The sequence below is a fragment of the Cyanobium sp. Lug-B genome (genome assembly GCF_024345635.1).
Lineage (GTDB): Bacteria > Cyanobacteriota > Cyanobacteriia > PCC-6307 > Cyanobiaceae > Cyanobium > Cyanobium minutissimum.
In genome coordinates this window covers 32,767-59,092 of sequence record NZ_JAGQBM010000004.1, presented here as the reverse complement: position 1 = coordinate 59,092, position 26,326 = coordinate 32,767, and the positions used below count along the sequence as shown (strand labels likewise).

Here is a 26,326-nt window from a genome sequence, read left to right as displayed (position 1 = left end):
GGTGACCGGGACGGTCAGGAACCGGTGACCGGCTCGTGGCTCTGGGGCAGGACCGCCATGGCGCTGGCGATGGCGGTGTCCATCACGATGCGCAGGGCCAGGCAGGGATCGATCACCTCCCGCCCCATGGTGATGGCCTTCTGGGCCACCAGGCCGAACAGGATCGGCCACTCCACCGGCTCGGGGCAGAACCGCCGGGCCAGCGGCAGCAGGGCCGGCCAGAGGCTCGGCAGCGACTGCAGGGATTCCGGCGACGGCTGATGGGCCTCGGGCACCTGGGGCACGCCGAAGTCCCCCTGGCCGAGGTGCTCGAGGCCATGGCGCCACAGGGCCGTCGGGTCCGGCAGGGCCGTGCAGCCGGCCTGCTGGGCGGCGCCGGCGGCCAGACCCCAGGTGGAGTACGGCTCATGGAAGAGGGCCTGGACCAGCCCTTCCCCCACCAGGCAGGAGCCCCCGTCCCCGGTGCCGACCACGTGCAGCCCCGAGAGCTCCGCCCGGCCCGCCGCCCGGGAGCGGGCCCGCACGCCGGCCTGGCAGGCCTGGCCCGCCAGGGCACCGCAGACCGCCAGGAGCGATTCGACGTGCACACCCCGCTCGGACGCCATGGCCTTGAGAAGCCGGCGGCTGATCTCCTCGGCACCCAGGCGGGCCCCCACCAGGGGGTCCTGGGCCCGGCGGGCGGCGATGGCCTCATCCAGGGGATCGCGTGAGGGAGCTGTCATGGCCGCAGGGGATGGGGGTCAGGGGGGTCCAGCCCCAGCGTTCCCGGCCCCGGTCGCGCCCCCCGTCGCGCGTTTGGGGGGCGGGTCGGTCCGGCGGGGGACACGGATCACCACCGTGCCGGCAAGCTTGTCGTGCCAGCCCTGGCGACGGGGATCCCAGGCCGCCCAGAAGAAGCCCAGGAGCAGGGGCAGCGTGGAAATGAGATAGCCGATGTAGCGCAGGCACCACTGGCGCAGGCCAGGTTCGCCGCCGGTTCCGGCATCGACGATTCTCAGCCGCAGCATCAGCTTGCCGGGCGTGCCCTGCTTCCAGCGCCAGAACAGGATCACCACCAGGGCCGACACCACCGTGCTGACGACCAGCACCGCCGTCTCGTCAGGTACGGCATAGAGAAGGAGCGGCAGGGGGGCCGTGATGATCAGCATCAGCACCGAATCGATCAGCGAGGCCGCCGTGCGGACCCGGAATCCCGCGTAGGCGATGGCCGAGGCGGGGGAAGATTCACTGCGCTCCATGGGGCCATCCTCTCCTCCCGGCAGCGTCAGGGGCGGAGCGGTGTTAGGACTATGGAGCTTCTCTCCATCGTTCATGCGAGCCCTTACCTTTCTGTTCGCCCTGATGGTGGGTCTGGCCATGGCCTTTCTCGCACCGGCGATGGCCGGCGGCCACAACCAGGCCCCCGCAGCGATGGTGGCTCCGGAGATGGCCGCGATGGCTGACGAGCCCGCCGCGGACCAGCTGGTCAGCGACCTGCTCACCGACCTGAGCATCGATCCGGCCCCCGTCCTCGACGTCGCGGCCTGAGTCCCCACCACCTCACGCAACACAACGGTCGGGCTGGCACCTGAACCCATGGCTCGCACCCTGCTCGACCCACGTCTGACCCTGGTCTCCCTGCGGCCGGATCAGCCCCAGAGTGACCCCGCGGACAGCGCTGAGGCGCCCCGCCGCGGCAAGGGCTTCTCCGGATCGCCCTCCCGCGGCCAGGCCAAGGCCTCGGGCAGCAAGGGACGCCGCAAGAAAGGCACGGGTCTCTCCGCCGCCGACCACGGGCCCCTGGGCCGCAGCCCCAGCCTGGAAGCCATCGAGGCCAGGGCCCGTCTCGGCCTGGCCCTGGCGGGTCGGCTGCGCGAAACCGATGTCAACCTGGCCTGGAAGAAAGCCGCCGCCGAGCATCACCCGGACCGCGGCGGGCGCCACGCCACCATGCAGGCCGTCAACGCCGCCAGGGACGTCCTGCTGGGCAGGGGGCTGGGCTGAGGTTCAGCGCTCCGTGTCCTGCCCCCCTTGATCGGCCCCCCTGATCAGCTGCGCTAGATGAGCCCCGGCAGCAGCCACCAGCTGCTCTGGCGATAGGCCTCGAAACCGGGATAGCGCTCCGCCATCGAAGCTTCCTTGCCGATCATGCGGGGCAGGTAGAGCGCCAGCACGGAGGCGGGGAGCAGCCAGGCCCACGGCGAGCCGGCGATCACCGCGAAGCTGCTGTAGCGGAGCAGGTCGCCGAGGTAGTTGACATGGCGGACGCGGCGCCAGGCCCCGTCCGCCACCAGGGTGGCCCCCAGGACCTTGGCGGTGCCCTTCTGCACATCGGCCGCCGTGTTCAACAGCGATCCGAAGATGTAGAGGCTGAGCCCCAGGGCGATCGTCACCGGGCCGATCGGTACAGGATTGGCCATGGCCAGCCAGCCGGGCAGGGCGTAGAACACCCCGACATACAGCACCACAGCGACGGCCTGTGGCGGGCCCACCACCTCGGTGAAGAGCTGGGTGGTGCGCCAGGGGAACAGCACCTCCTCAAGCAGCCACCAGAGGCAGTAGCTGATGTGGAGGGCGAGGTAGATCGCGACCCGTTCCGACTCCAGCCCCAGCACCAGCGCAGGCACCAGCAGGGCCACGATGGTGGTCACCTTGGCGATGTTGATCGCTTGCAGCTGGGTCATCGGCAGCTGGGCCACCCGGAGCCCGACGGGGTTCCATGCTGGCAGGCGTCTCAGCGTCCCGGAGGGGCCGAGGCGGGAAAGCGCTCCAGGTAGGTGGCAACCGCCAGGGGGCGGCTCTGGCTGTAGCCCACCGGCAGCCAGAGGTCGCCGGCTGAGGAGGCGTAATGGATCTCCCAGTGGTACAGGCCCGTGAAGGCCGCCGGATCCATGCGCAGCAGCTCGGCGTAGAGCAGCACGGCCCTGACGTAATGCCGGCTGTTGTTGTAGCCCCACAGCCCCCGGCGAATGTCCCGCAGGCCTCCGCGTCGCACCAGGTAGCGGGCCGCCGCATGGATCGCGTCCTCGGGATCGCGGATGTCTCCCTTGCCGATGCCGGGCTCGGCCCAGGTGGTGGGGAGGAACTGCATCGGGCCCCGGGCATCGGCGACGGAGACGCCATCGATGCGGCCCATGCCCGTTTCGACCAGGTTGATGGCAGCCAGAACCTCCCAGGGAATCCCAGTGGCGGCGGAGGCCTCCCGGTAGTACCGCAGCAGGTCGGCGGCAGGCTCCGGGGGGATGATCCGCCAGGCGGGCACGACGGCCGGACGCCGCCCCCCCCGGTGCATGGCCAGAAACTCCCGACGGGCGGCCACATGGCGGTCCATCACCCCCTGCCAGCGGACGGGCAGGAAGCTCCGCACCCGGGCGGCCAGGGCCGGATCGGCGGCGAGCCGGCGATAGGTGACCTGCTGGCGATGCCCCAGCTCACCCAGGAGCCCGGTCGGAGTGTCGGCGGACCGCAGGGCAGCCTCCGCGGCGGCCAGCTGGGAGGCGATGGCGGCGGGGTCGGCCGGCAGCCGGGGATAGGCCCGCGGGGCCGGCTGTGGCGGGGCCGACTCCGTCGGCGAGGCTGGTGGCGACGCTGGTGCAGCATCCGGGGAAGAGGCGGCAGCGGGGCTCCCGGTGGGGCGGCCGGTGGGTGCCTGCGGCACCGACACGGTGACCGCCAGCGCCGCCGAGGCCAGCAGCAGGGCCAGCAGCACGGGGGTGACGACGCGCATGGGCAGGGGAAGCGTCGGGCGGGGGGGGAATCGGGCGATCAGGTCTTGGTCAGCCAGCAGAACTGGTAAGCCTGCAACACGATGCGGCTGCCGGACTGGGACGGCCGGCGGCCCGAGTGAAGATCCACCAGTCCATCGTGACTGCTGAAGACCGACGGCACCAGGCTGTCGAGATCGAAGAACCGGGGCTGGTCGTTGAAGTTGGCCACCACCAGGACCAGCTCGGATGGCCGCAGGGGGTTGGTCCTCACGAACGCCAGCAGATGGTCATTCTCCAGGGGCAGAATCTGGCGATTGTTGAAATCGGCGAAGGCTGAGATCTCCTTGCGAATCGTGATCATCTTCTTGATCGCCGAGAAGATGGTATGTTCCACGGTTCCTGGCTTCCGCCTGAGCTCCGCCTTGGCCCAGTCGATCTTCGGGCGATGCACCCAACGGGTGTCATTGCACTTGCTGGGGTCATCATAGAAGCTGTAGTCATTCAAGACGCCCAGGGCATCGCCGTTGTAGATGAGCGGGATTCCCCCGAACGACAGAATGACCCCATGCATCAGCAGGATGCGGCTGATGGCCGTGGCGATCAGGGCCTGATCCTTCGATTCGAGGGCCGACTCCAGACCGACAAGGGAGGCCAGGGACCCGCAGATGCGGGCATCGCCCGTGGTGTCGTTGGGCATGAAGGTGAGCCCGCGGGGGATGGCATCGAAATCCCCCTTGAAGTAGTCGATCAGGAAGCGCCGATGGGCGCGGGGCTCGTAACCAACCTGCTCAATGTCACTGTCATCGAAACCGAAGCCGATATCGTCATGGCAGCGGACGTAATTGAGCCAGGTGGCCCGCTCCAGCTTGTTGGGAAGGCTCTTGAGGCCCTGGCAGAGGAGCCGGGTGTTGCGGGTGGCCACCGCATCCCAAAGCAGCGCCATCAGGGTGGCGTTGTAGGCAATCTCACATTCCTTGGCCACGATGGCATCCTCGCCGAAGTATTTCGTGATTTCGGTGGGGGCGACGATGGCCTCGGCGATGAACAGGACCCCAGGTGCGGTCACCTGGCAGCAGTCCTTCATGAGCTGCAGAATGAGGTGGGCCTTGCGCTCGTTCTGGCAGGTGGTTCCCAGCTTCTTCCAGAGGAAGGCAACGGCATCGAGCCGCAGAACATCGACGCCTTGGTTGGCCCAGAACAGCAGCACATCGAGCATCTCGATGAACACCGCAGGGTTGGCGTAGTTGAGGTCCCACTGGTACTCGTGGAAGACCGTCATCACCCACTTCCCCATCTCCCCATTCCAGGTGAAATTGCCAGGATCGCTCTCAGGGAAGACTTCGGGCATGTTCTGCTCGAAGACATCCGGAATGTCCCTGTCGTCAAAAACGTGGTAATAATCCTGATAGTGCTTCTCCCCAGCCATCGCACGCCTGGCCCACTCGTGCTCATCCGATGTGTGATTCAGGACGATATCCAGAACCAACAGGATGTCACGCTTCCTGAACTCGTCGGCAATCCTGCGCAGATCATCGAGCGTGCCGACCCTGTCATCGATTTTGCGAAAATCGCTGATCGCATAGCCACCATCGCTCTTACCAGATGGGCACATCAGGATCGGCAGGATGTGCACCATGTTGATGCCCAGCTCCTGGAAGTAACTGATCTTGCTGGCCAGATCCGGCAGGTTCTCCGCGAAGCCATTGGAGTAAACAGCCATCCCGACCCACTTCTGGGAAAGGAACCAGTTGTAGTCATCCTCTCTCTGGATATCGAGGGATTCAAGATCAGGCGAGCGGTCGATGTAGCCTCTCGCCATGGTTTCGACCAGACGCAGAAGCTGCAGCTTGAAGTCGTCACGATGACCATAAAGGGTGACGAACAGCGAATGGATGGCGTAGAAGTTGGCGCCGAGCCTGGTGTAGAAATGGCGCAGGTCCTGGCGCCGGATCTCCGGTCGCAGATCGTCCAGAATCGCGTTCAACAGGGAGTGGGAGATCTGCTCGTACATCGGCTCAGCCGACCCCCCAGGCATTCAGAAACCTGGCGTAGACCGATGGGTCATCGATGGTGGCACCGCGCCGTGACACCAGGGCCGCGGCGAAGTCCCCGGCACGGCCAAGGCTCACGGCCCATGGCCACTGCTGGCTGAGCCCCAGCAGAAGCACGGCGGCAAACCCATCCCCCGCCCCCACCGTGTCGACCACAGGGCCGGCGGCGGCAGGGGCCACGGAAAGGATCTCGCCGTCACACCAGAGCAGGGCACCGAGGGCGCCGCGGGTGACGACCAGCGTCTCCAGCCGGTGACGCCCGGCAAAACGGTGCATCGAGGCGGCCAGATCGTCCCGATCGTCCCCGGGAGGGACGTCCGGGCTCAGCAGGGCCAGCTCCGCGGCATTCAGCTTGACGTGGTGGGCCCCATCCACCAGGGGCAGAACCGTCTCCGGCGACCACCAGGGTGTCCGCAGATTCACATCCAGGACGATCGGCCCCTGATGGCGCGACGTCAGGCTGGCCAGCGCCGCCGCCGATGCTGCATGGCGAAGGGCCAGGGTGCCGTGATAGAGGATCCCGCTGGCCGGAACCTGGCCAGGCTCGGGCGATGCGATGAAATCGTAGGCGCAGCCCGACACAATCTCATACGTGGGCTCGCCATCCACGAGGCTGACGCTCACGCGACCGGTGCCATGGATCGGATCGGTCTGCAGAGCGGACCCGTCCAGGCCCCAGTGCCCGATGGCGGAGAGAATCCGCTCGCCCCTGGCGTCCCTGCCGACCCGGCTGACGAGTCGGGGAGACTGGCCGAAACCCCTGAGGTGCCAGGCCACGTTGAAGGGGGCCCCGCCGAGGACCTCGGTGCCATCGGGGAAGCAATCCAACAGGACTTCGCCGAAAACGGTGATCGCACAGGGTGCCTGCATCCGGTCACTCCAGCTCCCGCAAGGCATCGGCATGAAAGTGGCCGATTCCTTCCAGGATGCCCGAACTGTAGTTGCCATTCATCCCCAGGAAGCCACCCCTGGCCAGATACAGACGTTCCTGGGTGCCCATGCGCATGGATTCCGCCACGGCCTGTGCCTTCACATCGGGGTGGGCATTGGCGACCAGCACGGCTGGCACGGAACTGGTGAGAACGGACAGGTCATTGCCACTGTCACCGGCAAAGATCGTCTGCTGACAGGACAGTCCCTGCTCGCGCATCAGAAACTCAATCGCCTGAAGCTTGCCCGCCCGCCGGGGAAGGATATCCAGCAGGCCGATGGCAGCGGCTTCATCAACACTGTGAACAAGACAGACGGCGACATCCCGTTCCTGCAGCCGGGCAAGGATCTCTCGGTTCAGGGTCGGAAGATCGGCCTCCCGTGGAACGAAGAAACTGAGCTTGTGGGAGTTCTGTCGGCTTTCCGGCTGCAGAGTCAAACCGGACACATCGGACAGCACCATCGCCAGATCGGACCATCCATCGCCTTGCCAGTCCGCCGAGATGTGCCTGGACCACGCCTCCAGAGGGGACCAGCCACGGTTCTGCCTGGCGTAGATGGAACTGCCCACATCGGCGATGATCCAATCAGGCTCAGGCAGTCCATAGTCATGGATCGCCTCCTCCACCAGGGCCAGATGTCGGCCACTGACGTAGGCCAGCAGCGTCTGGGGCCGGGAGACCAGCTGGGCGAAGGCCGGCCGGGCACCCACCGATTCGGTGGCCTCGCCGTTGGGCAGAAGGGTCCGGTCCAGGTCCGTGCAGATCAGGAGAGGTGGCATCAACGGGTGGCGACGGGCTGCGACATCAACGGAAAAAACCGTAGTGATCAATCGCTTCAAGGATGCCGGCTGCATGCGATCCCTCAGAGAAGTACACCCGCTCGGTATCGTTGAGCTGGTCGAGCTCATCGCGATGGGGGCTGTCCACGACCACGCCCAGCGTGTTGCCCCGGAGCATGTCCTCATCACCCCGGGAGCCTCCGTTCACCAGCACCTTCCCGAGGGGAATGTTCCAGCGGTTGGCCACGTACCGAAGGGCCTGTCCCTTGGAAGCGCGGGCAGGGACGAAGTCAAGGAACTGCCCGAAGGAAAGACTGGTGTGGGCGGACAGCTCATGCTGACGCAGGAGCGTGAGAATCTCCTCGAGGGGAGGCGCCTGGTGGTCATCGTAGTAATAGGAGAGCTTGAACCGGCTCTGGTGCTCCTTCTCCTGCAGGGTCAGTCCAGGCAGGGATTCCATGAGGCGTTGCAGGACCTGGGGGGTCCAGAGATGGTCGATGTGGTGGGTCCAGGCGATGTCCGTGGTCAATTGGGGTGGGGTGTAGATCTCCGTGCCGAGGCTGGTGATCAGGACATCGGGCATCGGGATCCCATGCACCTTCAGGAGTTTGAGCACGGAGTTCAGCCGTCGTCCGGTCGCAATGCCGAACAGAACCCTGCGATGGTGCTGCCGGATCAGCTTCACAAACTGAGCGAGAGCCTCAGGATCACCCAGCAGGGTGTTGTCGATGGCCGTGAAGATCGCGCGGGTGCGGGTCTGCACTGCCGGGGCCTTCGACAGAGGGGCCGGACGGGCCTTTTCGCGAGCCTGGAGGACCAGATCTCCCAGCCGTTCGAGATAGTTCCTGGCGTGGGCTTCCCACGAATAAAACCTGGCGACATTCACCAATCCGTTGCGGGAGAACGTGGACCACAACTCCCCATCCTCAAGAATCTGCAGCAGCGCCCTGCTGATGGAGGTCTCGTCAAGGGGATCAATCAGCAGACCATTTCTGCAGTTCCCGATGATGTCGACCGGCCCGCCCACCTCGGTGGCCACCAGGGGCAGCCCGCTCGCTGCTGCCTCCAGAAGCGTGAGCCCGAAGGGCTCGGTGAGGGCCGGGTTGACAAACACACCCTTGGAGGAGGCCGCTAACCGATAAATGTCGGCCACATCGCTGGGGGAATGGTGCTTGGGCAGGGCTACCAGCCCACTGAGCTCATGGCAGTCGATGACCAGGAGCAATTCCGTGAGGACGTTCTGGGCGCCTTCCTGGAGTTCACGGATGTCATTACGATTGCCGGCAATGATGACAAGATTCGCGAGCTTCTTGAGGCGTTCTGATGTCCCATAGGATTCCAGAAGAGAAACGATGTTCTTGCGTTTATCTGGCCTTGAGAGGGCCAGAATCATGGGCTTATCGGGTTCCCGGAGATACTTGCCAAGGGTGCTGGCAAAGGCGACGGGGCCATCCTCGGGGTCGGGGGGATGGAACTGATTCAGGTCGGTCCCCGGTGGAATGACCGACATCTTCTCCGGGGTGTAGCAATCGTAGAGCTCATATTGGTCTTCAATCTCATTATGCGTACTCGTGATCACAAGGTTGGCACTGTTCAGCACATCCTCTTCGGCACTGATCCTTTCAGCCATCCTGTAGCGCTGTTGAATCTCATCCACCGGCAATCCCAGGGCCAGAAGCCTCCGCAGCTTGTCCCGACCCAGGGAGTGGCCGGTGTGCACAAGGGGAAGGCCGGTGAGGTGGGAGAGGCGGACACCCACATAGCCGGCATCGGCATAATGGCTGTGCAGCACATCCGGTCGACGCGGCTGGCGATGGAGCCAGGAGTGAAGCTCATCTGTGAAGGCATCGAGATGGCCCCAGAGCTCTTCTTTTGGGAGGTAGAGATCCGGTCCGGCAGCGATGCGAATGATGCGTGCCTTCCTCTCAAGAGGCTCAACGGGCCTGGCGTAATCCGCAGACACCTCGGGATCCCGGATGCAGCGGGTGACCAGATCCACCTGGGCAACACCCGGTTGCTGGGCCAGGGCCCTGGTGAGCTCCACCACGTACTTTGTCTGTCCTCCGGTATCGGCATCACGACCCAATTCCAGATCCTCCCCGCGGATCAGGCCATGGATGCTGATCATCAGGATGTAAAGAGAACGGTCGGGGATATCCATCGGCATCGTTTCGGGGTCGGACAACCCTGGGGGCACTTCAAAAAATCACCCGACCCGTCCCATGCGCGACCGCGAGGGCTGGATTGTGGTGAATGAGTTGTGGTGAGAGAGAGGTGGTGATCGGAGCGCTAGACGCGCTGCTCGGTACGCATAGCGATTCTACCGCAAATCGCTGGTGACAACCCTTCCGATGGGGTGACACAGTCGTTGCATGGAGCTCTCACGACAACACCATCGAATAGCACACGAACAAACAAACCAGACCAAAGGTCACGTCCCGTGGTCGCCGCATCGACCCCACGTTGTCACCTGCCCGCCTGGACACGCCACCCTGCCGTCGATCGAGCCGTGGGCCTGACGCACGGGCTCAGCCCAGCAGCCAGCGCAGCATCAGGGCCAGCTGACCGACAATCCCCCTGCCGGTGAGCTCTTCGCCGATCAGGGCCGCCAGGAATCCGATCATCGCCACCCGTCCGTTGAGTCGCTCGACCCCGGCCAGGGCGGACCGATTCCAGGGGCGGGAGGTGGTGAGGCCCTCCCCGAACCGCTCCAGGGGCTCGTAGAGAAACGGCGGCTCGGCCGTGTCCGTACCGGGTTGCTGCCTGCTGTCTTCGTCCACGGATGATGCCCTCGGATGCGTCCAGCCTATGGGTCACCGCCAGAACGGTGGCACGCCCGCATGGTCCGGCTACAGTACAGGTGTACCAGAGGCCCGCCATGGCACCCGGCCAGATCGATCCTGCAGTGGCCCCGCTGCGGCGGGCCAACCCCCAGCGCTTCCGTGAAGCTCGAGCCGGCCACCTGGCCGTCGTCGCCATGGCCGGCAGGCCGTGGTTCATCGGCAGGATCTGCGAGCTCAGCGGCCCCACACCGGCGGATTTCGCCCGGGTGCTCAATATCGACACCGGCGACATCGAGAGAATCCCGGCACCCTGGATTGTCGAACTCATGGGCGACGGTGGACTTCTGAACGAGCGCCATCCTCGCTAGCGGATGATCAGTTCTCGAGCAGATTGATGCGGTACAGCACCTCCTCGAGGGCATCTGCAGCGGAGATGGCGCTGTAACGCTGCGGCTGATCCGGGCCGCAGCAGGAGGGCACCGGCGCCAGGACCGTCCAGGGCCGGGCATGGCAGAACTGCACGACGCTGTGGCGCTCTTCGGTGGCCCCCGGCGGCGCCACCACCCGATGCCAGCCGGTGGGGATGCGGCCGTTGGACAGACGCTCCAGCATCAGACCCGTGTTGATGATCACCCGCCCCTCCGGCGGGGCGGCCTCCACCCATTGCCCGGCCACATGCACCTGCAGCCCCGGCCCGGTGGCCCTGGGCAGGGCAGTGATCAGATTGATGTCCCCATGGGCCGCCGCCCACACATGGCCCTGCCCCGGAGCCTGGGCCATGGGGGGGTAGCGCAGGGCCCGGGTGAGGGTGGGGGCCTCACGCACCATCTCCTCGAAGAAGCCCTCGGCGCAGCCCATGCCCACGGCGATCACCCGCAGAAAGCGGCGCTGGAGATCGGCGATCGCCCGGTGGAACTCCCCCAGCACGGCGGTGATGCCGGGAACGGCCGCCTCCGGCAGGACCTGCTCGGGGTAGAGGGACGGGAACCGGAGCCGCAGGGGATGCCCGGGCGGCAGCGGTTCCGACCAGTTCAGCATCTCCTTCCAGTCCGGCTGGTCGTTGCCCGCGGCCGTCTCCACCAGCACCTCCGTGTAACCGGTCTGGCCGCTGGAGCCCGGGGCCCGGAAGCGCCGTTTGGTGTCGGCCTCGAGGGCGAAGAACCGCTGCAGGAGCCCGTAGGCGGTGTCCAGCAGGTCGACGGGCAGGTCGCTGCTGGTGTAGACGAAGCCGCTGGCCAGGCTGCGCCTCACCCCGTCGACCACGGCGTCGCGGGCGTCCGCGTGACCCCGCTCGAAGGCCAGCAGATCCACATCCAGAATCGCCTCGTGCATCGGGTGTCCCGCTCAGCGGCGGCCGTTGACGATCACCGGGCTGCCGCCGCCCCCGGCCGCCCCCGGCAGGGCCGGCACCACCGAGGTCTGGCCGTCCCACTTGTCGAGGAACAGCTTGTAGAGCACCTGATCGTCGAGGCTGGAGTTGAGGGTCTGGTAGCGCTTGGCCTCCTGCTCGGCGATCAGCACCTCCGTCTGGGCCCGCAGCAGCTGCTGCTCGGCGATCTGCTTCTGCTCGATGGCGGCGCGGTACTCCTCGGCGATCTGCAGACCGGTCAGATCCAGACCCTGCACGGTCACGTAGTCGAACTTGCGCAGCTCCTCGGCCACCTTCTCCTGCACCAGTTCGGAGATGGAGTTCCACTCGGTGGCGATGGTCACCAGTTCGTACTGGGAGAAGACCGACTTGAGGGCCTTCAGCAGGGACGGCTGGATCACCCGCGGATAGATCTGCTGGTCGTCGGTGGCGATGGTTTCGTAGATGCGGCCCGCTTCGGCGGGCTTCATGGCGTACTTCACCGTGGCCGTGGCCTGGATCACCTGCAGGTCCTTGGTGAGGGTGGAGAACTGCTCCGGCCGCACCTGGGTGCGCACATCGAAGAGGGAGGTGTTCTGGGCCAGGGGGATCTTGAGGTTGGCCCCGGGCTGTCGCGGCGCGCCGGTGACCTTGCCGAGGGTGGTGACCACCGCCACGCTGCCCGCCGGCACGATGAAGACCGTCTGGGTGAGCAGCACCAGGCCGGCGAGCGCGGCGGCGAAGACCAGCTGCCAGAGGCCGCCAAAGCCGTTGTCGGCCCCGGAGCGCATGGGGGATTGCATCGGAGACCTGGGCACCTGGGGAAGCGACGACCCTAGGCAGCGCCGCAGACCGGGGGCCGCCATGGTGGGGGCGCCCGATGGCCTGGGGAGGGCTGGTGCTGCGGTTCCTGCTCGAACTGGTCCCGCCCCTGGGTGTCGGCCTGCTGCTGGGGATGCGGTTCCCCGGGCTGCCCGGACGGCTCGCCCCGCCGTTGATCCACTGGGGCATCCCCATCAGCCTGGTGGCCCTGCTGCTGCGGGCGGGCTTCCGGGCCGAGCTACTCACGGCGGCCCTGATGGCGGCGGTCGCCTCGGGTCTGGGCCTGCTGCTGATGCGCCTGCCGGCTCTGGGCCGGCGCATCCCCGAGGGCAGCCTGCAACTGGGCTGCATCGTGGGCAACACGGGCTACTGGGGGCTGCCCGTGGCCCTGGCCCTGCTGCCGGCCGAGGCCATCGGCTTCACGATCGCCTTCGATCTGATGGCCACCCTGATCACCTGGAGCCTCGGTCCGCTGCTGGTGGAACGGCGCGCCAGCGGCGTCCGCCGCCAGCTGCTGGGGCTGGCCACCAGCCCGGCCATGCGGGGGCTGGCGCTGGCCGTGCTGCTGCAGCAGACCCCCTGGAGCGCCGCCCTGGCCGAGTGGCTGTGGTGGCCGGCCCGGCTGGTGGTGCTGGTGGCCCTGGCCCTGGTGGGGATGCGGCTGGGTCTGATGCTGCGGCGCCGCCCGGCCGGCCAGGTCGGGGGGAACGTCCTGGTTGCGCCCCTGGTGGGCAAGCTGCTGGTGCTGCCGGCGGCCATGCTGCTGCTGGCCGGCCTGCTGGGGCTGCCCTCCGCCTTGCGGGACGCGGTGGTGCTGCAGGCGGCGGCCCCCACGGCCCTCTCGGTGCTGCTGCTCACGGAAGCGGCCGGCGCCGGGCAGCGGCCGTCCCCCGAAGCCGGGGGGCCGCAGGCGGTCGAGGCGGTGGCGATGCTGGTGCTCTGGAGCACCGCCCTGGCCCTGGTCTCGGTTCCGCTGTGGTGGTGGCTGCTGAGCGGTCCGCTGGGGAGCTAGGACAGGCCGACACGCACTGCCCGTCCGCCTACGGCCATGGCCGGTTCCCTCGCCCAGCGGCTCGACCGCAGCCTGTCCCGTCTCAAGGGCATGGCCGTGCTGCCGGTGCTCATCCTGGCGGTGCCCTGGGCCCAGGAGATCATCGACCAGGTCTTCTTCGGGGGCCGCTGGAACCTGCCGATGGTGCCGGGGGGCCCCTTCCTCGGGGTGCTCACCGCCCCCTTCAGCCACGGAGGCTTCGGTCACCTGATCAGCAACAGCCTCTGGTTCCTGCCCCTGTCCTGGCTGGTCCTGGCCAAGAGCCGGGGCGACTACCTGGCGGTGTGGCTGGGGGTCTACGCCACGGCCATCCCGGTCTGGCTGTTCTGGCACCAGGCCAGCCATGGCCTCTCCGGGGTCATCTACGGGCTGCTGGGCTACCTGCTGCTGATCGGCTGGCTGGAGCGCCGCCCCCTCTCGATTCTGCTGTCGCTCACCGCGCTGGTCGCCTACGGGGGGGCGCTGCCCAGCCTGCTGCCCTTCCTGAGTCCCCCTGGGGTGAGCTGGATCGGCCACGCCTCCGGTTTCGCCGGCGGCGTGCTCGCGGCCCTGGCGATCCACCGGGAAAGCGGCAGTTAGCACCCATGGCGCCGCCCCCTGCCGAGCCCGGGCGGCCCCGCCCCGACCGCCGCCGCCGGGTGGCGCTTCTGGCGGCCGCCATGGCCATGGCGCTGCTGGTTCTGCCCCTGGCCACGGGTGTCCTGGGCGCGGTGGTCCCGCCACCGCCCACCAGCTACGACCTCGCGTGGCGCGCCCCCTTCAACCGTCCGGACCACTATCCGCTGGCGCGGCGGCCGGATCCGTCCCTCTACCGCCCCCACGGTGACTGGTTCGGTCGCCTGATCCTTCCGTCAGCGGCCGAGATGGTGCAGGGCGGCGGTGACTGGGTGTGGCTGGAGCTGGAGCAGGCCCCGGCGGACCACGAGGGCCTGGTCGGCCAGCGCCTGCGGCTGGGCTGGCGGGACGAACCGATGCTGCGGGCCCTGGTGGGCAAGGTGAGCACCCCGGTGCGGCTCGGGGAGCAGGCCGCTCTGGCGGCGCAGCAGGGCAATGTCGTGCCCAACCGCCTCGACGGCCGCAACGACGTGGGGCCGCTGCAGACCCTGGCGGGGGCCCATCCCCACGACGACATCACCGTGGCGCTGGAGGAGGTACGCGTCGAGCGGCGGGATGGCGACACCGTGCTCCGGATCGGTCGCCCGCCCCTGCAGAGCACGGGACGCTGGGTGGCTCTGGTGCGGCTGCTCTCCCGGGACCCTGCCGACCCGGAGCGCTTCCGGGTGCAGCACTACGACCGGGGCCGGGGGAACTTCGGCGGCCCGATCGAGACGGTGCGACTGCCCCGCCAGCCCCCCGATCGCCATGGCCGGCGCTTCTTCGACCCCCAGGGACTGCTGGAGTCCCCCGTCGGCACGGACGGCTGGTACCTCTATGGCGCCCCGGACAGGGCAGGGACCTTCACCGCCCAGGCCCTGGAACCGCGCCGCCTCACCCGTCTGGAGAGCGACCGGGTTCTGCGGGGCACCGCGGCCGGCCTCAACGCCATCAGCCGGGTCAACTGGAGTGATGGCGAGACCCGGCGCGGCCGCTTCAGCCGGGTGGGCCTGGTTCCCGATGGGGAGCAGGCCCCCTGGCAACCCGGTGACCGCTCCCTGGTGATCCACAACTTCGGAGGCATCGGCGGGCCCGATGGCGAGCCGATCAGCGGCTTCACGGTGACGGGCCACTTCGCCTTCGGCGCCGCCCGGGTCGTGCGCGATCCCTTCACCGGGGAGCCCCGCTTCGACCTGCGCTACCACCAGATCTACGCCAACAATCCCAACGGCATCGTCTCGGGCAGCCAGGACTGGAGCGCCTACACCGGCAACCTGCAGCGGGGCTGGCTCGGGACGCGGCCGATCTCGGACGTGCTGGTGCGCACCGATCCCCTGCTCCTGGAGGAACTGGCGATCCAGGCGGAGGTGCTGATGGCCCGCTACCGCAGCGGTGACGGCGGCGGGGTCTCCCTGGTGTCGCCGGCCATCTCCTGCGTGCAGGATTCCAGCCAGGCCCTCTGGATCGCCATCGACCAGCTGCGCCGCCGCCGCCGCGAGCTCGACGGCACCGAACTGCCCCGGCTCGCCTCCCTGGCCCGCTCCCTCGATGCCCTGCTCACCCCCTTCGGCATGGTGCGCGCCGACTGGCGCCACAACGCCTCGCTGATGGACCGGCCCGGCGATGCACCGGACCGCTTCAGGGCCAGCCCCAGCCTCTGGGATGGCCTGCTCAGCTGGCGCTCGATGCTGCCCCGCCGCGCCCACGACGAGATGGCCCGGGTGTTCCTGCGCCACGGGGATCCGCTCCATGTCCTGCGCACCAACCAGCTCCCCGGCGCCGACCGGCGCCTGGCCCCCCTGGCGCCGACCCAGCTGCTCGGTCAGCTGCCCGTGGTGGGGCTGGCTTTGCCCCGGCTGATGGATGCCTTTTTCACGCCCCTCGCCGGAACCGGCCTTTCCCTGACGGCCCTGCTGCTGGGGGCCTACGCCGCCCTCGCCCTGCCCCTGGGGCGCCGCAGCGGCTTCCTGCCGGCGACGGCTTCAGCGCTGCGGCCCTGGCTGCTGCTGCGCCGGGCCCCGGCCCTGCTGCTGTCCCCGGCCCTGGTGGAGGAGACCCTGTTCCGGGCCGCCCTGCTCCCCCATCCCCTGGAAGGTCTGGGCGCTGCGGCCACCCTCGCCTGGGGGGCCCTGAGCGTGGGGCTCTTCGTCGCCTGGCATCCGCTGGCCGGCCGGCTCTGGTACCGCCAGGGCCGCAAGCTTTTCGACGACGGCCGCTTCCTGCTCCTGGCCGCCCTGCTGGGGGTGACGTGCGTGGCCGCCTACCAGCTCACCGGGTCCATCGCGGCCCCGGTGCTGATCCACTGGCTGGTGGTGCTGGTCTGGCTGGAGCTGCTCGGGGGCCGCCGCTGGCTGGTCGAGGGGGCTCAGGGATAGGCGTTGGGCACGAAGAACTGTTCGTTCATCGGGGGGCGCTGGTAGTCGGCACCGCTCTTGCGGGGCGGCAGTTCGATCGCCTTGGGGGTCATGTCCTCGTAGGGGACCTTGCTGAGCAGGTGACGGATGCAGTTGAGCCGGGCCCGGCGCTTGTCATTGGCCTCGACGGTGAACCAGGGGGCCTCCGGGATATTGGTATGGGCGAACATCTCGTCCTTGGCCCGGGAGAACTCCACCCAGCGGTCCCGGGATTCCAGGTCCATCGGGCTCAGCTTCCAGCGGCGGGCGGGATCCTCCAGGCGGGAGCGGAACCGGGCCTCCTGCTCGTCATCGCTGACGGAGAACCAGTACTTGATCAGGGTGATGCCGCTGCGCACCAGCATGCGCTCGAATTCCGGACAGGAGAGCATGAATTCATCCACCTGCTCCGGCGTGCAGAAGCCCATCACCTTCTCGACGCCGGCCCGGTTGTACCAGCTGCGGTCGAACAGGACGATTTCCCCGGCGGAGGGGAAGTTCTCGACGTAGCGCTGGAAGTACCACTGGGTCTTCTGCTGGTCGGAGGGGGTGCCCAGGGCCACCACGTTGCAGCCCCGCGGGTTGAGCGGCTCGGTGATGCGCTTGATGGTGCCGCCCTTGCCGGCCGCATCCCGGCCCTCGAACAGCAGGATCATGCGGTACCCCACATGCTTGGCCCAGTACTGCATCTTGACCAGCTCCACCTGGAGCCGGGCCAGTTCCTTCTCGTAGAACTTGCGATCCAGCTTGGGGGGGCGTCCCTCGGAATGGTTGGCGAGGTCGTCGAAGATCGGAGAGGGCCTGTAGAGATCTGACTCACTCACACCGGAGGAGGCGAGACCGTTGCCATAGGCGCTGTCCGAGCGGTGCTTGCCTGCGGAGTCCTTCTTCTTCGGCGACTTGATCTTCAGGGTCTTGATCTTGAGACCACTCTTGTCCTTCTTGCCCATACCTTTGCCCTTCCTGCCGACAGTGGTGTGCTGTCTACGGAATAGCGGGTCAAAGGGAGCCCGAGAGCAACAAGGGACACCCGACGGCAAAGCGAGGGATTTTCTTCATGTTGGCGCCGGTGCCGGCGCGCCGCCCGTGGAAGCGAAGAAAGGGGTCGGCAGGTCGGAGGCGGCCACCCACTGGGCGATCAGCTGCTCTTGCCGCACCAGCCGGTAACGGTTCCTCTCGCTGGGATGCTGCCGGTACTGGTCCCTCAGACTCTCCAGCCTGGCCATGAGGGAGTGGTAGACGGGGTGGTTCTTGTTCATCACCTCACGGGGGAGGCATCAACAGGGGGAGGGAGGGCTCAGCCGGCGACGCTGACACCGGGGGCCCACTGGGCGATCAGCTGCTCCTGGCGCACGACGCGGTACCGGTTGAGCTCGTTGGGGAGGTGGCTGTACTGCTCGTTGAGGGAGCGGAGCTGCTGCAGCAGCGCGTTCATCACGGGATGGTCTTCGTACATGCCGGGGATTCGTCTGCTGCCCAAACCTTAACTGAATCGGAAGGGGTGCCACCCCCCGGCGTCGGGCTGGTCAGGGAACCCCCATGGCGCTCGCCTCTGGCCGATCGGCGACCGGCGCGGGAATGTCCCCGGATGGGGGGCGCGCCCCGGCCGCCGATGGACGACAGTGGATGGATCTCTGCGGGGCCTGCCCCGAAGGATGGCCGATGACCGCCCGATCGCTTCCAGCGTCCCTGCCGAAGGTCACGATCCCGAAAGTCACCATCGGTGAACTGGAGGCCAATTATTCGATGTATTGCAAGGCTCTGCGCCTGCTGGTCCGGGAAGGTCGGACCCTCAAAAAGATCCAGCGCACGGTCTGCTGGCACCGGCTCGAGCAGCTGCACCAGTGCCTGCCGAGCCAGTACAAGGACCCGGACTATCTCTTCCTACTGCTGCGCCGCGAGACCAACCGCAAGGCGGCCGGTCTCCCCTGCCCTACCTGAGACCCGCGCCCGAATCCCGTAGCAACCGTCACAACCGTCCCGCCCGGGGGCCTTCAGGATCACTGAGCGGATATTGCTTCTAGGGTTCCGGTCCCCCATTGCAGGCCTTGCCATTTCTGGCACTGCCGGCAACCGGGGGGATGCCTGGTCCGAGAGAAGCGCACCCACCGGATGCGAGAACCCTGTTCTCACCGGTGCGTGGCACGGAGGGACAAAAGCCCGGGAGACCGCCCCATCCCCACCGTGCCCAGAGGTCCGAATGAACGATCCGTCCAGCGGCCGCCCGTCCGATGCGGCCAGCGCCTTCGACCGGGGGCCCCACCCGGCCGGCAGTGAAGGGGCCCGGGCCCTGGAGAAGGAAGCCTCCCTGCCCCTCACCGGCTGGCAACAGGAAGTCGACCTGGGACACCGCTATGGCCTGGAGGCGGCCGCGAGCATCGTCGACCGGCGCATCTCCACCTTCTCCCGCGGTGAACTGCCCCATTTCGCGGGCATCAACACGTTCATGAAGGCGCCCTACATCGAGGATGTGAACCGCGTCGGCGAGTTCGACGTGGCGGTGGTGGGCGTTCCCCACGACAGCGGCACCACCTACCGGCCCGGCACCCGCTTCGGCCCCCAGGGCATCCGGCGCATCTCGGCCCTCTACACCCCCTACAACTACGAGATGGGGGTGGATCTGCGGGAGCAGATCACCCTCTGCGACGTGGGTGACATCTTCACCATCCCCGCCAACAACGAGAAGAGCTTCGATCAGATCTCCAAGGGCATTGCCCACGTGTTCGCCAGTGGCGCCTTCCCGATCATCCTGGGCGGCGACCACTCGATCGGCTTCCCCACCGTCCGGGGCGTCTGCCGCCACCTCGGCGACAAGAAGGTGGGCATCATCCACTTCGATCGCCACGTCGACACCCAGGAGACCGACCTGGACGAGCGCATGCACACCACCCCGTGGTTCCATGCCACCAACATGGCCAACGCCCCGGCTGAGAACCTGGTGCAGCTGGGCATCGGCGGCTGGCAGGTGCCGCGGGAGGGGGTGAAGGTCTGCCGCGAGCGGGGCACCAACGTGCTCACCGTCACCGACATCTGCGACATGGGCCTGGAGGCGGCGGCCAAGTACGCCATCGAGCGGGCCACCGACGGCACCGACTGCGTCTACATCTCCTTCGACATCGACTGCATCGATGCCGGTTTCGTGCCGGGCACCGGCTGGCCCGAACCGGGAGGGTTGCTGCCGCGCGAGGCCCTCAAGCTGCTGGAGCTGATCGTGCGCAACGTGCCCGTCTGCGGCCTTGAGGTGGTGGAGGTCTCCCCCCCCTACGACGTCAGCGACATGACCTCCCTCATGGCCACCCGGGTCATCTGCGACACCATGGCCCACCTGGTGGTGAGTGGTCAGCTGCCCCGCAAGTCAGCCCCCGCCTGGCTCTCCAGGGACTGCAACATGCAGGTCGACCGCGCCTGGAGATAGGGCATGCATGAAGTCGACATGACGCGCTGCCTGCTGCTGTCCATGAACGAGTGGAAGCAGCAGCACGCTCCCCGGGTGCCGGCGGTGGATCGGGTCCATCTCGAAGTGGGCACCTTCACCTGCGTCGAACCCGACCAGCTGGTGGTCACCTGGGCCGATGCCGTCAAGGGCAGCTGGCTCGACGGCGCCGAGCTGGTGATCGAGTCGGTGCCCCTGGTGGGGCGCTGCGTCCGCTGCCAGGCCACCTACAGCCCCGACCCGGCCGACGGTTTCAGCTCCCCCTGCTGCCACCACCCGATGGAGGAGATCGTCAGCGGCCGTGAACTGCGGATCCGCTCCGTCGCCTACAGCTTCGAAACCGCCCCGTCCACCAGCCCCGCCTCGCCTACCGCACCAACCACCGCTTCCCTCCCCACCGCCGCCCGCTGATCCGCCATGCACATGCCCCTCGAAGACACCCTCGGCCTCAACCTGCTGGCGGCCAACCAGCACCGGGCCGACCACAACCGCGAGCACTTCGACGCCTGGAACCTGCTCTGCCTCAACGTGATGAGCAGCCCCGGCGCCGGCAAGACCTCCCTGCTGGAGCGCAGCCTGGCCGCCCTCGCCGGCCGCTGGGCCATGGCCGTGCTCGAGGGCGACATGACCACCCTGCTGGATGCCGAGCGTCTGGAGGCCGTGGGGATTCCGGTGGTGCCGATCACCACCGGTCGTGCCTGCCACCTGGATGCCGCCATGGTCAGCGGCGGCCTCAAGCTGCTGCGCCAGCGGCTCGATCCCGCCGCTCTGGACATCCTCTGGGTGGAGAACGTGGGAAACCTGGTCTGCCCCGCCGAATTCGCCATCGGGGAGCACCGCAAGGTGGCGCTCCTGAGCGTCACCGAGGGGGACGACAAGCCGCTCAAGTACCCGGTCATGTTCCGGGAAGCCGACTGCGTCCTGATCACCAAAGTGGATCTGCTGCCCCACCTGCCGGTGGATGTGGAGCGGATCGAGGCCCACATCCGCCAGGTGAACCCCCGCACCGCCGTGTTCCGCCTCTCCGCCACCACCGGAGAGGGTTTCGAGGCCTGGCACGACTGGCTCGACGCCCAGCGCCAGGCCGTCCAGACCTCCCCCGCCCTGATGCACGCCTGATGAGTCACCAGCATCCCGCCTCCGACCCCACCACGGCCCTGCAGGCCGACCTGCGTTCCAAGGGGGTCCGCTACGCCCTGGCGAGCTTCGTGGATCTGCACGGGGTGAGCAAGGCCAAGGCCGTGCCCCTCGAGCACCTCGGCCAGATGATGGCCGGCTCCGAACTGTTCACCGGGGCAGCCCTCGACGGCGTTCCCCAGGAGGTGAGCGACGACGAGGTGGCCGCGGTTCCCGATCCCGCCAGCGTCACCGTGCTCCCCTGGCAGCCGGAGGTGGCCTGGTTCGCCAGCGACCTGCACCTGCACGGCCGGCCCTTCGAGGCCTGCAGCCGCCACATTCTCGGCCGGGTGCGCCAGGAGGCGGCCGCCATGGGCTTCCGCTTCAACCTCGGCATCGAGACCGAGTTCTTCGTGCTGAAGAAGGGGGCCGCGGGGGGCTGGGTCCCCTTCAGCGACCGCGACACCCTCGACAAACCCGCCTATGACGTGCGCGGCCTGCTCGACAACCTGCCCTGGCTGGACGAACTGGTGCAGGCGATGAACGGCCTGGGCTGGGGGGTCTATTCCTTCGACCACGAGGACGGCCCCGGCCAGTTCGAGACCGATTTCGACTACGCCGACGTGCTCACCATGGCCGACCGGCTCACCTTCTTCAAGCTGATGGCCAAGGAGATCGCCCATCGGCACGGTCTGCTGGCAACCTTCATGCCCAAGCCCTTCGGGGATCGCACCGGCAGTGGCGCCCACTTCAACATGTCCCTGGCGGACGTTCAGACCGGGGCCAACCTGTTCACCACACCCGAGGCGACCCCCGGCAAGGTCACCCGGCTGGCGGAACATTTCATCGCCGGTGTGCTGCGCCACGCCCCCGCCATCTGCGCGGTGATCGCCCCGACGGTCAACAGCTACAAGCGCCTGGTGGCCCAGGGGAGCATGTCGGGATTCACCTGGGCACCGGTGTTCGTCTGCTACGGCAACAACAACCGCACCAACATGCTGCGCATTCCCTCACCCGGTGGCCGGGTGGAATGCCGAGCTGCCGACATTTCCTGCAACCCCTATCTCGGCGCTGCCCTGATGCTGGCGGCCGGGTTGGAAGGGATCCGAGAAGAACTGGATCCCGGCGCCCCCAACCTGGTGAATGCCTACACACTCAGCGCCGCGGAACGGGCCGAACGGGGCCTGAACATGCTGCCCCGAACGCTCGGTGAGGCGGTGGAGGCCTTCGCGGCCGATCCACTTGCCGAAAGCGTATTCGGTGATGCCATGTTCCAGGCGTTTGTCTCCTACAAACGTGAAGAGTGGGAGTCCTACCACTCGGCTGTTTCCGAATGGGAACAGCAGCGTTACCTGGAGTTCTTCTGAGCCTCTTCACGGGGGGCTCCCTTCACCCATCCACCCACGCAACCAGGTCTCGAACCCAGCCCACTTTCCAGTTCACCATCGACTCGGAAACGCGCCTGAACCGGTCGTCTTCCCATCCGAGCAGCCACCGCCCCTCCCCCGATTTCCTGATGTTGAAAGCCACCTTTTTCCGTCGTCAACGCCGGGCCATCGCCCTCGCCCTGATGGCCGCCCTCGGGGGAGGATTGCTGGCCGGTTGCCAGCAGCCGGCCAGCCAGGAGACGCCCGTCAAGATCGGCTACAGCGCCTGGCCGGGCTGGTTCCCCTGGAAGGTCACCGAGGTCAAGGGGCTGTTCGACAAGCAGGGGGTGGCGGCTTCGATGCAGTGGTTCGACGGCTATCTGGATTCGATCAACGCCCTCAACGCCGGCCAGCTGGACTGCAACAGCCAGACCCTCAACGACACGATCAGTTCGGTGGCGGGTGGAGCGGATCTCCAGGTGGTGCTCCAGAACGATTTCTCCACCGGCAATGACCAGATCATCGCCGCGGCCGAGATCAAGTCGATCCCTGATCTGAAGGGCAAGAAGGTCGCCGCCGAGGAAGGCACCGTCGACCACTTCCTGCTGCTGAAGGTGCTCAAGGATGCGGGCCTCTCCGCCAAGGACATCACCTTCGTTCCCCTCGAAACCGGTGCCGCCGCCGCCGCCTTCGCGGCGGGCAAGGTGGATGCGGCGGGCGTTTATGCGCCATTCACCACCCAGGCTCTGAAGCGGCCGGGTAGCCGGGCCCTGGCCACCTCCAAGGATCACCCCGGGGCGATCAGCGATCTGCTCGTCTGCCGCACGGAATTCGTCGCCAAGAATCCCGAGAAGGTCCAGAAGATCGTCAACGCCTGGTTCGCCACGCTCGCCACGATCAAGGACGACCCCGCCGGCACCCTGCCGATTCTGGTGGAACGCTCCGGCGTGAGCGAGGCCGAGTTCAAGGAGTACAACGCCGGCACCACCATCCAGACCCTCGAGGAGAACCGCAGCAACTTCAAGCCGGGCACCACGATGCTGTCGCTGCCCTATGCCGCCGAGCAGATCAGCGCCTTCCTGGTGGAGACGGGCCTGGCCAAGACCAAGCCCGACCTCACCAACCTGCTGAATTCCCAGTTCGTCGACAACGCCCGTTGAGCACCATGGCCCGGTCCCCCGCCCTGCGCCGCCTCCTCAGCCACCCCTGGGTTCTGGGGGTGCTCGGCATCCTCACCGTCTTCCTGATGTGGTGGCTGGTCACCGCCAGCGGCATGGTCGACAAGCTCTTCCTGCCGAGCCCCGGAGCGGTGTGGCTGGCGGGCAGCGACCAGTTCCAGCGCGGCATCCTGGTGGCGGATGCGGTGGCCAGCATCCAGCGGGTGTTCATCGGCTTCGCCATCTCGGCAGGGCTGGCCCTGCCGATCGGCATCGCCATGGGCACGAACCGGACCATCTGCCACTTTCTCGAGCCACTGATGGCGCTGATCCGCTACATGCCGGCGCCCGCTTTCATCCCCCTGCTGATCATCTATTTCGGTCTTGAGGAGTTGCCGAAGGTGATGCTCATCTTCATCGGCACCTTCTTCTTCAATACCCTGATGATCATGGATGCGGTGAAGTTCGTTCCCTCCGAACTGGTGGAAACGGCCCTCACCCTGGGAGGCCGGGGCCTGCCGATCCTGACCCGGGTGGTGGCCCCCTACATCGCCCCCCAAGTGCTCGACACCTACCGGATCAACATGGCCTCGGCTTGGAACCTCGTGATCGTCGCCGAACTGGTGGCCGCCAACGAGGGACTGGGTAAACGCATCAGCCTGGCCCAGCGATTCCTGCGCACCGATGAGATCTTCGTCGGCCTGATCGTGATCGGACTGATCGGCCTGATGATCGATCTGGGTTTCCGGTTTCTGATGCGACGGTCCTGTTCCTGGGCCAATTGAACCCCATGCATCTCCAGGTTTCCCAGGTCTCCAAGAGTTTCGGCGAGGGGCGGGATCGCAAGCTCGTTCTCGAGAACATCAGCTTCGAACTGGTCTCGGGTCAGTTCATGGCCCTGGTCGGCAGTTCCGGCTCCGGCAAGTCCACCGTGATGCGGCTGATCGCCGGTCTGGAGCGGCCCAGCGAAGGCACCATTCAGCTGGATGGCGTGCCGGTCCGGCGCCCCGGCTCCGACCGGGGCATGGTGTTCCAGAAGTACAGCCTCTACCCCTGGCTCACGGCGGCGCAGAACGTGGCCTTCGGCCTGTCGCTCCAGGGACGGGACAAGGCGGAGATCCGCGAGCGGACCGCCTACTTCCTCGACGTGGTCGGGCTGGCGGACGCGGCCCGGCTGCTGCCCCGGGAACTCTCGGGGGGCATGCAGCAACGGGTGGCCATCGCCAGGGCCCTGGCGACAGAGCCCAAGGTGCTGCTGCTGGACGAACCGTTCGGGGCGCTGGATCTGCAGATCCGCGAATCGATGCAGGAATTCCTCCACGACCTCTGGAAGCGCACCGGACTCACCGCGCTGCTGATCACCCACGACATCGAGGAGGCGCTGCTGCTGGCCGGCACCGTTCACATCATGGCGCCGCGGCCCGGCCGGATCGTCCACAGCGTCGATGTCCGTCTGGATCGCTCCGACCTGCGCCACCTGCGCGTGTCCCAGCCCTTCCTGGAGCTGCGGGAGGAACTGGCCAGCCGCCTGCGCAGCCTGGATGGTTCCCTGCTCTGAGCGTTCCGTCCGACCCGTCCTGACCCACCGTTCCATGGACACCGCCACCCGGGCCGCCTTTCTGCCGCCGGATCTCTACGGCTCCCCGGCCGTCGCCGCCCTCGAGCGCGAGCACTACGCCACCCGCTTCTGGCACCCCGTCGCCGCCGCCGCCGATCTGCCGCCGGGGCATGTGCGGGCGCTGGAGCTGCTGGGGCTTCCCGTACTGCTCTGCCACGGCCGTGATGGGGCCGTGCGGGCCTTCCGCAACCGCTGTCCCCACCGGGCCGTGGCCTTCCACGAGCCGGCGGAAGGCAGCGTGGCCTGCCGCCGGCTGGTCTGCCCGTACCACGGCTGGACCTACGACCTGGGCGGAACGCTGCTGGCGGCCGCCAGGGAAGGGGAGTTCGTCGACCCGTTCGAGCGCGGCGCCTGGCCGCTGGAGGCCCTCGACTGCCAGGTGCGGGCCTCCCTGATCTGGGTGGCCCTGGGGGCCGAGCCGATCCCCATCGACGACCAGCTGGATCTGCCGCTGCAGGAAGCCCCCGACGCCCTCGCCCGAACCCTGGTGCCCCTGGCTTTCCACGAACGGGGGCTTGCCTGCAACTGGAAGATCGCCCACGACAACACCCTCGACGACTACCACGTCGCCATCGCCCATCCCACCACCCTGCATCGGCTGCAGGGCCCGGTGCGCGACTACCGCCATCGCTTCGGCACCTGGGCCAACGTGCTGGCCACCCCCTCACCCGAGGGGGACGGTGCGTTTCTCACCTTCGGCCTGCCGCCTTGGAACCACCTGCTGCTGTGGCCCGACGGACGGCTGGCGATGATCCAGTTCCTGCCCGAGACGCTGGACACCTGCCGCATGCAGGTGTGGCTGCTGGGGCCCGCCTCACGCCAGGACGAAGGGGAGGCACTGATGGCGGAGATGGTCCATTTCCTGGCCGAGGACCGGGCCCTGGTGGAATCGGCCCAGCGCGGTTACAGGGAGGGTTTCCGCACCGGCCCGCCGCACAGGCTGGAGGCCCGGATCCTGCACCAGCAGGCGATCTACGCGGCGCTGCTGGAGCCCTGGTACGCGTCGGGGCGGATGCCCAGGTAAGCGGCCTCCTTGAACAGGGCGCGCTTGGCATCGGCGTCCTGGCGCTGCTCAGCGATGGCATAGCGGGCCCGCAGGGAAGCGACCAGGGCGGCCCGGCGGGGATCGGACCCATCGCTGGAGCGGCTGGCCGACGGTGAGACGGTCGGGGCGTCGATCACGTTCATCATGACGT

The 26,326-nt window shown here is 67.6% G+C and carries 30 protein-coding genes and 1 riboswitch; of the genes, 15 read left to right on the top strand and 15 right to left on the bottom strand.

Annotated elements, in window-relative coordinates; genetic code table 11:
* Window positions 1-14 precede the first annotated feature (14 nt).
* Together KBY81_RS01810 and KBY81_RS01805 are read right to left on the bottom strand one after the other, a co-directional pair.
* Window positions 15-722 (bottom strand): hypothetical protein, encoded by a 708-nt coding sequence (locus KBY81_RS01810; protein WP_254975413.1) that lies wholly within the window; start codon window positions 720-722, stop codon window positions 15-17.
* 18 nt (window positions 723-740) lie between these two features.
* Entirely contained in the window at window positions 741-1,238 is a 498-nt protein-coding gene (locus KBY81_RS01805; protein ID WP_106222870.1) for an RDD family protein, read from the bottom strand.
* 73 nt (window positions 1,239-1,311) lie between these two features.
* Here KBY81_RS01805 and KBY81_RS01800 point away from each other — a divergent pair, with 73 nt between their 5' ends.
* Both KBY81_RS01800 and KBY81_RS01795 read left to right on the top strand, forming a co-directional pair.
* Complete coding sequence (locus KBY81_RS01800) at window positions 1,312-1,527, top strand: hypothetical protein (protein ID WP_106222869.1); 216 nt, start codon at window positions 1,312-1,314, stop codon at window positions 1,525-1,527.
* 48 nt (window positions 1,528-1,575) lie between these two features.
* On the top strand, window positions 1,576-1,983 hold the full coding sequence (locus KBY81_RS01795; protein ID WP_254975412.1) for a molecular chaperone DnaJ: 408 nt from the start codon (window positions 1,576-1,578) through the stop codon (window positions 1,981-1,983).
* 53 nt (window positions 1,984-2,036) lie between these two features.
* Here KBY81_RS01795 and KBY81_RS01790 read toward each other — a convergent pair whose 3' ends face one another.
* The 7 genes from KBY81_RS01790 to KBY81_RS01760 form a co-directional block, all read right to left on the bottom strand.
* Window positions 2,037-2,663, bottom strand: a complete 627-nt coding sequence (locus KBY81_RS01790; protein WP_254975411.1) for an isoprenylcysteine carboxylmethyltransferase family protein — start codon at window positions 2,661-2,663, stop codon at window positions 2,037-2,039.
* Window positions 2,664-2,713: 50 nt separating this feature from the next.
* Window positions 2,714-3,706, bottom strand: coding sequence for a lytic transglycosylase domain-containing protein (locus tag KBY81_RS01785; protein ID WP_254975410.1), 993 nt, complete (start codon window positions 3,704-3,706; stop codon window positions 2,714-2,716).
* Between the two features lie 38 nt (window positions 3,707-3,744).
* On the bottom strand, window positions 3,745-5,670 hold the full coding sequence (locus KBY81_RS01780; protein WP_254975409.1) for an alpha-amylase family glycosyl hydrolase: 1,926 nt from the start codon (window positions 5,668-5,670) through the stop codon (window positions 3,745-3,747).
* Between the two features lie 31 nt (window positions 5,671-5,701).
* A complete protein-coding gene (locus KBY81_RS01775; RefSeq protein ID WP_254975408.1) occupies window positions 5,702-6,565 on the bottom strand; it encodes a PfkB family carbohydrate kinase in 864 nt (287 codons plus the stop codon).
* A 46-nt stretch (window positions 6,566-6,611) separates the two neighbouring features.
* A complete protein-coding gene (locus tag KBY81_RS01770; protein ID WP_254975407.1) occupies window positions 6,612-7,508 on the bottom strand; it encodes an HAD-IIB family hydrolase in 897 nt (298 codons plus the stop codon).
* The gene (locus KBY81_RS01765; protein ID WP_254975406.1) at window positions 7,474-9,609 is read right to left on the bottom strand and encodes an HAD-IIB family hydrolase; all 2,136 of its coding nucleotides are present in this window, start codon (window positions 9,607-9,609) and stop codon (window positions 7,474-7,476) included. Before KBY81_RS01765 ends, KBY81_RS01770 begins: the two co-directional genes overlap by 35 nt.
* A gap of 367 nt (window positions 9,610-9,976) precedes the next feature.
* Complete coding sequence (locus tag KBY81_RS01760) at window positions 9,977-10,228, bottom strand: chlorophyll a/b-binding protein (RefSeq protein WP_106222864.1); 252 nt, start codon at window positions 10,226-10,228, stop codon at window positions 9,977-9,979.
* A 98-nt stretch (window positions 10,229-10,326) separates the two neighbouring features.
* Here KBY81_RS01760 and KBY81_RS01755 point away from each other — a divergent pair, with 98 nt between their 5' ends.
* Window positions 10,327-10,599, top strand: a complete 273-nt coding sequence (locus KBY81_RS01755; RefSeq protein ID WP_254975405.1) for a hypothetical protein — start codon at window positions 10,327-10,329, stop codon at window positions 10,597-10,599.
* A gap of 7 nt (window positions 10,600-10,606) precedes the next feature.
* On the opposite strand, the gene KBY81_RS01750 is transcribed toward KBY81_RS01755, so the two are convergent.
* Together KBY81_RS01750 and KBY81_RS01745 are read right to left on the bottom strand one after the other, a co-directional pair.
* Window positions 10,607-11,563, bottom strand: a complete 957-nt coding sequence (locus KBY81_RS01750) for an isopenicillin N synthase family oxygenase (RefSeq protein WP_254975404.1) — start codon at window positions 11,561-11,563, stop codon at window positions 10,607-10,609.
* 12 nt (window positions 11,564-11,575) lie between these two features.
* Window positions 11,576-12,382 carry a prohibitin family protein gene (locus tag KBY81_RS01745; RefSeq protein WP_181280220.1) on the bottom strand — a complete coding sequence of 269 codons (807 nt, stop codon included), beginning with the start codon at window positions 12,380-12,382 and terminating at the stop codon, window positions 11,576-11,578.
* Between the two features lie 77 nt (window positions 12,383-12,459).
* Here KBY81_RS01745 and KBY81_RS01740 point away from each other — a divergent pair, with 77 nt between their 5' ends.
* Genes KBY81_RS01740 through KBY81_RS01730 form a run of 3 tightly spaced genes read left to right on the top strand, consistent with a single transcriptional unit; the run spans window position 12,460 to window position 16,421 of the window.
* Window positions 12,460-13,413, top strand: coding sequence for a malate transporter (locus tag KBY81_RS01740; protein WP_254975403.1), 954 nt, complete (start codon window positions 12,460-12,462; stop codon window positions 13,411-13,413).
* A gap of 36 nt (window positions 13,414-13,449) precedes the next feature.
* The gene (locus KBY81_RS01735) at window positions 13,450-14,031 is read left to right on the top strand and encodes a rhomboid family intramembrane serine protease (protein WP_254975402.1); all 582 of its coding nucleotides are present in this window, start codon (window positions 13,450-13,452) and stop codon (window positions 14,029-14,031) included.
* Between the two features lie 5 nt (window positions 14,032-14,036).
* Window positions 14,037-16,421, top strand: a complete 2,385-nt coding sequence (locus KBY81_RS01730; RefSeq protein ID WP_254975401.1) for a type II CAAX prenyl endopeptidase Rce1 family protein — start codon at window positions 14,037-14,039, stop codon at window positions 16,419-16,421.
* Here KBY81_RS01730 and ppk2 read toward each other — a convergent pair.
* The 3 genes from ppk2 to KBY81_RS01715 form a co-directional block, all read right to left on the bottom strand.
* The gene (ppk2, locus tag KBY81_RS01725) at window positions 16,412-17,389 is read right to left on the bottom strand and encodes a polyphosphate kinase 2 (protein WP_254975400.1); all 978 of its coding nucleotides are present in this window, start codon (window positions 17,387-17,389) and stop codon (window positions 16,412-16,414) included. The genes KBY81_RS01730 and ppk2 overlap by 10 nt on opposite strands.
* 105 nt (window positions 17,390-17,494) lie before the next feature.
* Entirely contained in the window at window positions 17,495-17,698 is a 204-nt protein-coding gene (locus tag KBY81_RS01720; RefSeq protein WP_106222857.1) for a hypothetical protein, read from the bottom strand.
* A gap of 38 nt (window positions 17,699-17,736) precedes the next feature.
* Complete coding sequence (locus KBY81_RS01715; RefSeq protein WP_219904507.1) at window positions 17,737-17,874, bottom strand: hypothetical protein; 138 nt, start codon at window positions 17,872-17,874, stop codon at window positions 17,737-17,739.
* Between the two features lie 227 nt (window positions 17,875-18,101).
* Between KBY81_RS01715 and KBY81_RS01710 the strand changes: the two genes are divergently transcribed.
* The 9 genes from KBY81_RS01710 (at window position 18,102) to KBY81_RS01670 (ending at window position 26,154) form a co-directional block, all read left to right on the top strand.
* Window positions 18,102-18,380: a DUF3136 domain-containing protein gene (locus tag KBY81_RS01710; RefSeq protein WP_106222890.1), complete on the top strand. Its 279-nt coding sequence runs from the start codon at window positions 18,102-18,104 to the stop codon at window positions 18,378-18,380.
* Between the two features lie 68 nt (window positions 18,381-18,448).
* A riboswitch (guanidine-I (ykkC/yxkD leader) is annotated at window positions 18,449-18,608 on the top strand.
* A gap of 31 nt (window positions 18,609-18,639) precedes the next feature.
* A complete protein-coding gene (gene speB / locus KBY81_RS01705) occupies window positions 18,640-19,854 on the top strand; it encodes an agmatinase (RefSeq protein ID WP_106222856.1) in 1,215 nt (404 codons plus the stop codon).
* 3 nt (window positions 19,855-19,857) lie between these two features.
* A complete protein-coding gene (locus KBY81_RS01700; RefSeq protein ID WP_254975399.1) occupies window positions 19,858-20,283 on the top strand; it encodes a hydrogenase maturation nickel metallochaperone HypA in 426 nt (141 codons plus the stop codon).
* Between the two features lie 6 nt (window positions 20,284-20,289).
* Window positions 20,290-20,991 (top strand): hydrogenase nickel incorporation protein HypB, encoded by a 702-nt coding sequence (gene hypB / locus KBY81_RS01695; RefSeq protein WP_106222854.1) that lies wholly within the window; start codon window positions 20,290-20,292, stop codon window positions 20,989-20,991.
* On the top strand, window positions 20,991-22,355 hold the full coding sequence (glnT, locus tag KBY81_RS01690; protein ID WP_254975398.1) for a type III glutamate--ammonia ligase: 1,365 nt from the start codon (window positions 20,991-20,993) through the stop codon (window positions 22,353-22,355). The genes hypB and glnT overlap by 1 nt, the downstream gene beginning before the upstream one ends.
* A gap of 149 nt (window positions 22,356-22,504) precedes the next feature.
* Window positions 22,505-23,515, top strand: coding sequence for an ABC transporter substrate-binding protein (locus tag KBY81_RS01685; protein ID WP_106222852.1), 1,011 nt, complete (start codon window positions 22,505-22,507; stop codon window positions 23,513-23,515).
* A gap of 5 nt (window positions 23,516-23,520) precedes the next feature.
* Window positions 23,521-24,297 carry an ABC transporter permease gene (locus KBY81_RS01680; RefSeq protein ID WP_106222889.1) on the top strand — a complete coding sequence of 259 codons (777 nt, stop codon included), beginning with the start codon at window positions 23,521-23,523 and terminating at the stop codon, window positions 24,295-24,297.
* 5 nt (window positions 24,298-24,302) lie between these two features.
* On the top strand, window positions 24,303-25,070 hold the full coding sequence (locus KBY81_RS01675) for an ABC transporter ATP-binding protein (protein ID WP_254973169.1): 768 nt from the start codon (window positions 24,303-24,305) through the stop codon (window positions 25,068-25,070).
* A 34-nt stretch (window positions 25,071-25,104) separates the two neighbouring features.
* Entirely contained in the window at window positions 25,105-26,154 is a 1,050-nt protein-coding gene (locus KBY81_RS01670) for an aromatic ring-hydroxylating dioxygenase subunit alpha (protein ID WP_254975397.1), read from the top strand.
* Here the strand turns inward: KBY81_RS01670 and KBY81_RS01665 are convergent.
* On the bottom strand, window positions 26,103-26,318 hold the full coding sequence (locus KBY81_RS01665; RefSeq protein WP_254975396.1) for a hypothetical protein: 216 nt from the start codon (window positions 26,316-26,318) through the stop codon (window positions 26,103-26,105). The genes KBY81_RS01670 and KBY81_RS01665 overlap by 52 nt on opposite strands.
* Window positions 26,319-26,326 lie beyond the last annotated feature (8 nt).